This is a genomic window from Lysinibacillus sp. CNPSo 3705, from assembly GCF_028674935.1.
In the GTDB taxonomy this organism is placed as follows: Bacteria; Bacillota; Bacilli; order Bacillales_A; family Planococcaceae; genus Lysinibacillus.
Genome location: NZ_JAQZSD010000101.1, coordinates 1 through 10,684, shown reverse-complemented (window position 1 = coordinate 10,684; position 10,684 = coordinate 1). Strand labels below are relative to the sequence as shown.

Sequence of the window (10,684 nt, the reverse complement as noted above, 5' to 3'; positions counted from 1 at the left end):
TAGAGTCACAGTGCCAAATGAAAAAAGCGAGGTATTCAACGATTAAATCGTTGAATACCTCGCAATGTGAGAAGATATAGACTTTTTCAGTGCCCTCCATTTTTGGCGGCTGTTTTTATTAAGCAAAGGTTAGTTGATTAGTTATTACTTTTAACGTTAAGCAATTGTCTATGATTTAAACTTTACATAGGGGAATCTTTATGATATGGTACTTATTACTAATATTTACAGGAACGAGGTGGAAGCAATGATAACAGTTTTTAGAATTTTGTTTGGTAAAAATGCGAAAATTGGAAATGTTTTGGCGCACAAAGGGAGTAGTCTGTCCTTTTTTAAGCCAAATAACCATACAAAATCAGTTATCGGAGCTTTTTCTCTATGGCAAATAAACTATAATTCAATGACATAATGTCATTGTTTATTTGTGCATGATTTTATTTAAGCTAACACCGATAATTATGTCGGTGTTTTTTTTGTGCCTAATTTTATAAAAAGGTTGGATAACTCCCTTCTATTTACTCAAATAAACGAGCGAAGGATGAGTAACATGCAACAAAAAAACAAGTATATAAGAATTCAAGAGTTCTTGAAGCAAAATAAATTCCCTAATTATAGAATGAATCAAATCACAAATGCTATATTCCAAGGGAAAATAAATAATTTCAATGAAATAACGGTTCTTCCTAAATCTTTAAGAACAATGTTAATTAAGGAGTTTGGAGAGTCGATTTTAAATATTGCCGTTTTAAAAGCACAACATTCTGAACAAGTTACAAAAGTCTTATTTGAAATTGCAGGAGACGAAAAAATAGAAACGGTAAATATGAAATATAAAGCTGGTTGGGAGTCATTTTGTATATCCTCGCAGTGCGGTTGTAATTTTGGCTGTAAATTTTGTGCAACAGGAGATATTGGTTTAAAACGCAATTTAACATCAGATGAAATTACCGACCAAATTTTGTACTTTCACATAAATGGACATTCAATTGATAGTATTTCTTTTATGGGAATGGGAGAAGCATTGGCAAATGTACAAGTATTTGATGCTTTAAATGTACTTACAAATTCGGAATTGTTTGCTTTAAGTCCTCGCAGGTTATCTATTTCGACTATAGGTATTATTCCGGGCATTAAAAAAATGACACAAAACTATCCGCAAGTCAATCTGACTTTTTCATTACATTCTCCATTTAATGAACAGCGAAGCAAGCTAATGCCAATTAATGAACGCTACCCATTATTAGATGTAATGGACACATTAGATGAGCATATACGTGTGACCTCAAGGAAAGTTTATATAGCTTATATTATGTTGCCTGGAGTCAATGATTCTATAGAACATGCGAATGAAGTAATAAATCTTTTAAGAGGTAGATATAAAAGAGGGAACTTGTACCATGTAAACATCATTAGATATAACCCAACCGTTAGTTCACCTATGAGGTTTGAAGAAGTAAATGAGAATCAAGTTGTAAACTTCTATAAAAAATTAAAGTCAGCAGGAATGAACGTTACCATTAGAAGTCAATTTGGCATTGATATAGATGCTGCTTGCGGGCAATTGTATGGAAACTATCAAAAAACAAATACCAATAAATAAAGGTGAGAGTAATGTTTAGAACGTGGGAAGTACCCTAAGAGCTTATTACTAACAATAAATATTAAAATTAATAGGAGGATATTTATGATAAAAGGAATCTTAGGAAGAAAAATAGGCATGTCTCAAGTGTTTAGTGATAGTGGAGATCCCATAGTTGTGACAGTTGTTGAAGTGGAAGAAAATGTTGTATTACAGAATAAAACATTGGAACTTGACGGATACGAAGCAATCCAAATTGGATTTTCTGATAAGAAAAATCCAAACAAAGCGGAAATTGGAAGGAGTCAAAAGGCAAATACCAACCCTAAAAGATATGTTAAAGAAATTCGTGGAGCATCATTAGATGTTGGAACACGTATTAGTGCAGATATGTTTCAAGAAGGCGACATAGTAGATGTTACCGGTATATCTAAAGGAAAAGGATTTCAAGGTGTTATTAAAAGACATGGATTAAGTGGAGGTCCTGCATCTCACGGTTCAAGATTCCATCGAGCTCCTGGTTCTATCGGTGTAATCGCCAAAAATGATGGCATGAAAGTAGACAAAGGAAAAAAAATGCCCGGACGTATGGGTGGAAAACAGACCACAATTCAAAATCTTACTATTATAAAGGTTGATCGTGAACGTAACTTGTTGTTAATTAAAGGAAATATTCCAGGAGCTAAAAAGTCGTTTGTAATAATAGAAAGTGCAATTAAAAAATTGAATGAAAAGTGGTGATGATTAGTGTTAAACAGAAAGAATAATTTCAGCCAAAGTAATAGTAGAGATAATGTAGTCATTACGGATTTTTTAATGTTGACAGACAATGAGACAATTCAATTACCGTCCATCGTGGCAAAAGTTAACGATTATGAAATAAGTTTAAACTATTTAAATATTGAACTGATTAACGACATGAAGCTGGGTATTATACCTTCTGAAATGTCTTCATCAGACCTTCTTGACAGTTATTATGATGCTCTTGAATCAGTCATTGAATATGAGCTTATTGTACAAAAACTGAATAAGGATAGAAGCATTTCTGAATGGGAACCTGATAAAGAACAAATTACTAATTGTATGCAAGAATTATTTGACGAGTTTGGAATAGATGGATCAGAAGAATACGCTAAACAGGAAATTGAAGAATTAGTATTGCAAGAATTACGTATGCAACGATTTATTGAGAATCAGTTAGGTGACTATAGTGTATCCAAGGAAGAGATTGAACGCGAATACCAAAATTCAACTGGAAACGGGGAAATGCAAAAGGCATACATTCGAGTTATCCTTGAATATGAAAAGCGTGAAGAGCAATATAAAGCCTTTGTTCACGAATTGAAAAAAATAGCATCAATTGAAACTTATTTATAATTTCACTTTTCTATAATAGAGTATCTTCCAAATCCATTCTATTGAAGACTAGTATTATCCCCTTTAAGTAGACAATGAACCTACAGTAAGTAGATAGCATTTTATTTAAAGGGGATTTTTTAAAACGCTCTATAAGTAATCTAGACTATTGAAGATTAGGATGATTCCAACAATACACATTATCCAAGAAAGGGTTGCCCCTGTATTATTAGCTAGTTTCACCCGAAGTTTCTTAAGAGGTTTTTGCATCCTCCGACCAAACAGAAGATAAAAGAGAAACAGCAGGAGGGATGGCATCACCATGATTAAATTGTATCCAGCTAAAATAGAAGACCATTCCATCCAAGATAGATTAGAAGTAGTCATTATCCCAATTGCTGCAAAATATGGGAATGCCATACCTACTTCGATTAATGAAGTAGTGAACCCCAGAGCCACAATGGAAAGAATGCTTTTTGATTTTGGGGAAGGCAGGTCTGAATTTTTCTTTGTTGGAACATAAAAACTTGCGATGAACAAAATTGCTCCACTAATAAAGACTATCCAGCTTACTATTCGATTTTGAAATACGCCAGAAATAATCTCAAACAAAAAGCCTAATCCTAACATAAGTGAAACTCCAACAGCAAAATAAAATCCTGCAACCGTTAATAAATAAATCAATAAACGTTTGGTTAGTTTCTTTTTATCTGTTAAAAGTAGATATACCGTTACTCCTAACGTGGCAGGGCTTAACGTATCCAGTATAGCCAAACCTCCTATAAGGAGAAGTAGTTCTGTACTCACCATTCTTTCCCCCTTATTCGGATTGAGGATTATTCTTTTCAGCCATAAAAAATACATATGCCTCGTTCAACAACTCAAGTACATCCTGATCAATCGGATATAATCCCAGTTTCTCTGACTGCTTTTGCGACATTCTTATTTCCCACAGCTTATCTAAAAATTCATCCTCACCATCAAATTCCTCTAAACGCTTTTCATCCATTCTTCTAATGATATTTTGAACTTTGGTTGATTTAGGACCATCCTTAATATAACGCTTTAACTGACCTATCAGAGCAATCCATTCCAGTGAATCAGAACGGTCACTTGTCATATTGGGAACCTTTTTCCATAGCTTTATTTCTCTTTCTTTAAAGATAGATGCTCTATAATTCTGCTGTATTTCTTTATCTTTACTGGATAATTGCATGATCTTCTGAATCGCAAGCCAGTTTTCTTCACCTTCTACAGCAATTCCATGTATCAATTCCCGTAAGGATTGCTCTATTTTCTTTAAGTTTTCCTGTTCTTTTATGACAAAAGATAATTGACTCTTTAGACTATCTGACCAATCCCACTCACTGGAAGCGAGCATGTTCTGAATCTCATTTAAGCGAAATCCAATCTTTTTTAAAAATTGAATCTGCTGTAGTTTTTTTATTTCATTATCCGTATATAAACGATGACCACCTTCTGTTTTGGATGTTGGTTTTAATAAACCGATTTTATCGTAGTGACGTAGTGTTCTTACTGTAACACCTGTCAGCTCTCCCACTTTGTTAATGTGTATCAACTAATAAACCTACCTTTCTGTACGTTAATACCTTATTGTTAACAACTTTTTATTCATGCCACTTTCATTCTTCTTTACTAAAAAGAGATTTAAGTAAGTACCCCGCTCCCAAGCCAATCAGTACACCAGGAAACGCATGATCCATAGTCAGTCCAATACCAGCACCTATAATGACACATCCATAAATAATTATATCTCCCTGTTTCATCTAATCCTCCTTATTTTTCTAATTTATTTAGATATTGCAAAAAAAGTAGTTACTCAACAGTATACAAAATGACGTAACGTAAGCTTCAAGGATTTTTTGACTTTTAAAAATTATTTTGTAGAAACCTTGAAACTGACGAGGGGTCACCTTCTATAATGAAAGCCAAAGAGAGGAGGGAGAAAATGAAGAAATACTATATGGTGATGTCGGTTATTCTTACTATAATGTTTTTAAGTGCCTGTGCGGGAGGGGAGGGAAGCGAAGACATTCAAATGGCTTCTCTTAAAGATATAGCTAGCATTTATATTGAGAATGGAAGCATTAATATAGATGTAGTATCAGTGGATAGAGATGAATTGGAAGCATACTTACTTTTACACGACAATGAGTCGGGAATTGTAATGGAAAAAGGGAAACAGAAATTAACGATTCGATTAAAAAATGATATAAGTCGTCTGTTTAAAATCGATCGGATGCCTCATTTGGAAGTTCGAGTTCCTACTGAATTCAAAGGGAAAATCATTGTTAATAGCTCTTCTGGTAACGTCGTTGGTAAAGATCTGCAAACGCACGATCTCAAAATTAATGGTAGCAGTGGTAACGTGAATCTTGACTTCCTTGACTTTCATAGTGAGGTTCACGTTACTACAACAAGCGGAAATGTGGACATTGCATTGAATGAGGATGAGCCTAATGCCACGCTCCTTCTTAAATCCAACAGTGGAAGACGTTCTGTCGGCATTGTATTAAATGATAAACAACAAGGCAAAAAAGAAACAAAAGGAACTTCTGGGACCGGAGATCATGAAGTACAGCTGAAAACCTCTTCAGGGAATATATCATTGAAATAAATACAGATACTACTTCAAAGTTTATGAATAGTTAAATAATCGCAAAGTATAATTAATAAAATGTCTGCTTAAGAGGTAAAGCAGACGTTTTTATGTGGGAATTCTCCATAATGGTCACCGTAAGTGTTACGTCTATGGTGATTAAAACAAATAGTGTAGTGTGTCATATTAACTATTTGCAGACTTTTCAATAATCTGATGTAGTACTAAAACACTATGTTTAGATGGGATGATTTTGTGGTATAATTTCCTAAAAAAGGAGTGTTGTTTTTGGGAATTCGAAATTATTTTAAAGTAATAAAAGTACTAGTATGTTTATCTGTTAGTTTATGCATCATAAATTATCCGTTTATTTCCTTTGCTGAAACACTTGATACGAATGTTAGTGAAAAAAGCAAATCTAATGACATTGATACTGGTATCGCAAACTTGAACTACGATAATAGAGAAGTTTTAGCAGTGAATGGTGACAAGGTTGATAGTTTTGTCCCAAAAGAAGGGATTAACTCAAAAGATAAGTTTATAGTGGTTGAGCGTAATAAAAAGTCACTTACAACTTCACCGGTAGATATTTCAATTATCGACTCTATGGCGAATCGTACATATCCAGGAGCATTACAACTTGCCAACAAAGCTTTTGTAGACAATCAACCAAGCTTATTGGTTGCCAAAAGAAAACCACTAAATATTAGCATAGATTTACCTGGCATGAAAAGGGAAAATACAATGACTGTAGACAATCCAACATATGGTAATGTATCTGGAGCAGTAGATGAATTAGTATCTACTTGGAGTGAAAACTATTCAACAACCCATACTTTACCTGCAAGACTACAATATTCAGAATCTATGGTTTATAGCAAATCTCAAATTGCAAGCGCTCTGAATGTTAACGCCCAAGTTCTTGATAATTCACTAGGAATTGACTTTAATGCAATTGCGAGTGGAGAGAAAAAAGTGATGGTTGCGGCATATAAACAAATATTTTATACGGTAAGTGCAGAACTACCTAATAATCCATCAGATCTTTTTGATGATAGCGTTCCTTTTGAAGAGTTAACGCGTAAAGGGGTAAGTAATGATGCCCCACCAGTTATGGTATCAAATGTAGCTTATGGCAGAACTATTTATGTGAAATTAGAAACAAACTCTAAGAGTAAGGATGTCCAAGCTGCTTTTAAAGCCTTACTGAAGGATGTCAATACGAATGTAGAAACTAGTGGGCAGTATAAAGATATTTTTGAAGAAAGTTCCTTTACTGCTGTAGTATTAGGTGGAGATTCACAAAAGCATAACCAGGTTGTCTCAAAAGACTTTAATGATATTAGAAAAATAATTCAAGATAATGCAGAATTTAGTCTTAAAAATCCAGCATACCCAATATCATATACAAGTGTTTTCTTAAAGGATAATTCAATTGCTGCTGTTCATAACAATACAGATTATATTGAGACGACGGCTACGGAATATTCTAAAGGCAAAATCATCCTTGATCATTATGGTGCATATGTCGCTCAATTTGAAGTAGCCTGGGATGAAGTTTCATTTGATGAAAATGGACAAGAAGTACTATCCCATAAAACTTGGGATGGAAACTGGAAAGACAAGACAGCACATTTCTCTACAGTAATACCCCTTCCTCCTAATTCAAAAAATATAAGAATATATGCAAGAGAATGTACAGGTCTTGCATGGGATTGGTGGAGAACAGTTATTGATGAATACAACGTTCCATTATCTAATGAAATAAAAGTTTCAATTGGAGGAACTACATTATACCCAACAGGTACTATTAATTAGGTATAAACTTCCACTCTGGAAGAACAAACGGCTGAGGCTCTTGTTACACAAGAGCTTCTGCCGTTTTTATTTTCAAACAACTAGCATACTTTATGAACACCAAAAACCCCACCAAGTGCATCCATCATCACTCGATCAATTATCAAAAGATTTACGCAGGAGTTATTTAACCTTAAATATTCAATAACGCTTGTTTAAATTTGCTTGAAACGAAAGCTTACAAAATTATAAGTTTTATGTCACCAAAATTAATTGTTAAAATTAAAATTATGTTTTAGAATTGCTATTGTTGAAAAAAATTAAAAAAGTGTTTTGAAATCATCCTGTATATTAAAGTGGGAAATATGAATAGACATTTCAATAAATACTGAGGTATTCCCGTGGTTTAAGATATCCCGTAAATGTTAGCTGAAAAATAACATATGCGGGGGTTTTTATGACAAGGGTTTACAATAATAGAAAGAAGCGTGTTACTATTTAACAGCTTGACAGAAGTCTATATGGGGAGTAGTATACAATAGCTGTGAAAAAAGCTATTGTGAAGTAACATTTTTTCAAATGTAATACTTATATTCTAAGTTTATATATAAAAAGATTTAAGTTTAAGTAAGTAAAAGGTAGGTGCAATAATGAAGAATTTATTAAGTAAAAAAAATGACCTATTAAATAAATTTTTAGGGATATATTTATTAGCTGTTTTAATGTTATGGTTAAAAACATACATCGCTCAAACAGCACAATTTAAACTGGGAGTAGAAGGATTCCTTCAAAATTTCCTTTTATTTATAAATCCACTAGGCTCAGCAATGCTATTTCTAGGAATTTCATTTTTATTTAGAGGAAAGAGAAAATATACATCACTAGTTGTAGTTTACACGCTGATGTCTATTCTTTTATATGCTAATATTGTTTATTACCGATTTTTTAGTGATTTCATTACATTACCTACAGTTACCCAAACGCAAAACTTCGGAGATTTAGGTGGTAGTGTTCTTACTTTATTAAAGCCTTATGATTTCTTGTTCTTTGTGGATGTATTTGTAATGTTTTACCTACGATTCTCAAGAAAAATACAAAAAGATAGCAATCGTTTTGGATATAAAAAAGCAACGGCAATCATTACTCTTGCATTAGCAATATCAATCCTAAATTTAGGACTAGCAGAAGCTGATCGTCCGCAATTATTATCTCGAGGTTTTGATAGAAACTATATTGTGAAATATCTAGGAATGTATAACTATACGATTTATGATTCAGTAGAAACGATGAAAGCATCTTCACAGAGAGCTTTGGCGGATAGTAGTGATATTACAGAAGTAATGAACTATACAAAATCTAACTACGCCAAACCTAATGCACAATATTTTGGTAAAGCAAAAGGGATGAACGTCATCTATTTGCATTTAGAATCATTCCAAAACTTCCTGATCAACTATAAATTAAACGGTGAAGAAGTTACACCATTTTTAAATTCACTAACAAAAGATAAGAATACAATGTATTTTGATAATTTCTTCCATCAAACAGGTCAAGGTAAAACTTCCGATGCAGAATTTATGCTAGAAAATTCTTTATTTGGGTTACCACAAGGATCTGCTTATATTACAAAAGCACAAAATACGTATCAAGCAGCGCCTAGTATTTTAAAAGATTATGGTTATACATCAGCTGTTTTCCATGGTAATAACGGAAGCTTCTGGAATCGAAATGAGATTTATAAATCATTTGGATTCGATCACTTCTTTGATGCTAGTTATTATGACATTGGTTCTTCAGAAAACATGGCTGAATACGGATTGTTAGATAAACCATTCTTTGAACAATCTAAAAGTATGTTAAGTAAATTACCACAACCTTTTTATACGAAATTAATTACAGTAGGGAACCACTTCCCATATAAAATGGATCAAAGCTTAGTAACAATTGATAAAGCTAATACTGGAGATTCAAGTGTAGATAATTATTTCCAAACAGCGCGTTATGCAGATGAAGGAATCAAACAAGTATTCGACCAATTAAAAGAATCAGGCTTGTATGATAATTCGATGATTGTTCTTTATGGTGACCATTACGGTATTTCAGATAATCATAATGATGCGATGGAACAAGTCATTGGAAAAGAAATTACACCATATGAAAGTGCTAATTTACAACGCGTACCATTATTTATACATGTTCCAGGAATGCAAGGTGGAACTAATCATACTTATGGTGGCCAAACAGACCTTCTTCCAACGCTATTACATTTACTAGGAATAGATACGCAAAAGTTTGTGCAATTTGGTTCAGACTTATTATCAAAAGAGCATGATGAAATTGTGCCATTTAGAAATAGTGATTTTGTTAGTCCTACGATTTACTCAATTAATGGGAAATTTTATGATAATAAAACAGGTTTACTACTAGATGAAAGTCAATTAGAGTTTGCGAAAACGATCAAAGATAAAGTAGAACTTAAATTGCATTTATCTGATAAAGTCGTGAATGGTGACTTATTGAGATTCTATACGCCAACAGATTATACGCCAGTGGATCGTTCTAAGTATAATTACTCCAAAGATGCGAATGAAGAATCTAAGTAATTGAATTGTAGAATATGTTTTACAATAAACTAGATGATTTATGAAGGATCATGTTTACAGTCTAATAGTTTTTATGATTATTTTAAAAATGATAAGGAAACCCTATTATTTCGTATAACCGCAATAATAAGGTTTGGGGTCTCTACCAGGGACCGAAATTCCTAATTACGAAGAAAGTACAAAACTTTCTTTGTAATCGGGAATTTTTTTTGTATGTTAATCTAAGCCTTTATTTCAGGAAGTTAAAAATGAGCTTTTTAGAGGGGCGCTGACAGCAGTTACGAAATAAAAGGAAATATAATCCTGTACATGAGGACGATGTCTGTAGAAAGGACATTTGAGGTGGTTGAAAAAGTTCCTTGGAAAAGGTATGGTGGCAATTGACCTATGTGCGTCCGATGAAGAAGGCCTTTGTGAAAAATTCGTAAATCCAATTGCATTAGTCAAAAAAATACTGCTGGGTCACTATTATAATTTGTAGCTAGGCTTTCACCTTTGTGTTTAAATTAAATAATTCTAATCACAAGAGGGGATTAAGAGGTTAAAGTAAAAATGAGATAAGGTAAAGGGATCTATTAGCCATCATACATGACCTAGGTGGTAGCCCTGTTCGTAACTAAGCAGTTATTTCTTTCTTGAAATACTACTTATAAATTTGTTTAGGAAAAATTATGTATTTTATATTAGTATTGACAAATTAATTTATACATACTATCATTTAACATATTG

General features: G+C 33.0%; 9 protein-coding genes and 1 riboswitch. Of the genes, 6 read left to right on the top strand and 3 right to left on the bottom strand.

Annotation, left to right across the window (positions count from 1 at the left end):
• The first annotated feature begins 547 nt into the window (after positions 1-547).
• From PVA17_RS23390 to PVA17_RS23380, 3 genes are all read left to right on the top strand, one after another.
• On the top strand, positions 548-1,600 hold the full coding sequence (locus PVA17_RS23390; protein ID WP_132359531.1) for a Cfr family 23S rRNA (adenine(2503)-C(8))-methyltransferase: 1,053 nt from the start codon (positions 548-550) through the stop codon (positions 1,598-1,600).
• An 84-nt stretch (positions 1,601-1,684) separates the two neighbouring features.
• Entirely contained in the window at positions 1,685-2,320 is a 636-nt protein-coding gene (gene rplC / locus PVA17_RS23385) for a 50S ribosomal protein L3 (protein ID WP_274069146.1), read from the top strand.
• 6 nt (positions 2,321-2,326) lie between these two features.
• Positions 2,327-2,956 (top strand): hypothetical protein, encoded by a 630-nt coding sequence (locus PVA17_RS23380; protein ID WP_274069145.1) that lies wholly within the window; start codon positions 2,327-2,329, stop codon positions 2,954-2,956.
• 129 nt (positions 2,957-3,085) lie between these two features.
• On the opposite strand, the gene PVA17_RS23375 is transcribed toward PVA17_RS23380, so the two are convergent.
• From PVA17_RS23375 to PVA17_RS23365, 3 genes are all read right to left on the bottom strand, one after another.
• Entirely contained in the window at positions 3,086-3,745 is a 660-nt protein-coding gene (locus PVA17_RS23375; RefSeq protein WP_274069144.1) for a GAP family protein, read from the bottom strand.
• A 10-nt stretch (positions 3,746-3,755) separates the two neighbouring features.
• Positions 3,756-4,514 (bottom strand): MerR family transcriptional regulator, encoded by a 759-nt coding sequence (locus tag PVA17_RS23370; protein WP_274069143.1) that lies wholly within the window; start codon positions 4,512-4,514, stop codon positions 3,756-3,758.
• 64 nt (positions 4,515-4,578) lie between these two features.
• Complete coding sequence (locus tag PVA17_RS23365) at positions 4,579-4,722, bottom strand: hypothetical protein (RefSeq protein WP_274069142.1); 144 nt, start codon at positions 4,720-4,722, stop codon at positions 4,579-4,581.
• 182 nt (positions 4,723-4,904) lie between these two features.
• Between PVA17_RS23365 and PVA17_RS23360 the strand changes: the two genes are divergently transcribed.
• From PVA17_RS23360 to ltaS, 3 genes are all read left to right on the top strand, one after another.
• Positions 4,905-5,573, top strand: coding sequence for a DUF4097 family beta strand repeat-containing protein (locus PVA17_RS23360; protein WP_274069141.1), 669 nt, complete (start codon positions 4,905-4,907; stop codon positions 5,571-5,573).
• Between the two features lie 261 nt (positions 5,574-5,834).
• Complete coding sequence (locus PVA17_RS23355) at positions 5,835-7,373, top strand: thiol-activated cytolysin family protein (protein ID WP_132359521.1); 1,539 nt, start codon at positions 5,835-5,837, stop codon at positions 7,371-7,373.
• Positions 7,374-8,002: 629 nt separating this feature from the next.
• Complete coding sequence (gene ltaS / locus PVA17_RS23350; protein ID WP_132359519.1) at positions 8,003-9,955, top strand: lipoteichoic acid synthase; 1,953 nt, start codon at positions 8,003-8,005, stop codon at positions 9,953-9,955.
• Between the two features lie 90 nt (positions 9,956-10,045).
• Positions 10,046-10,143: riboswitch (purine riboswitch) on the top strand.
• The last annotated feature ends 541 nt before the right edge of the window (positions 10,144-10,684 follow it).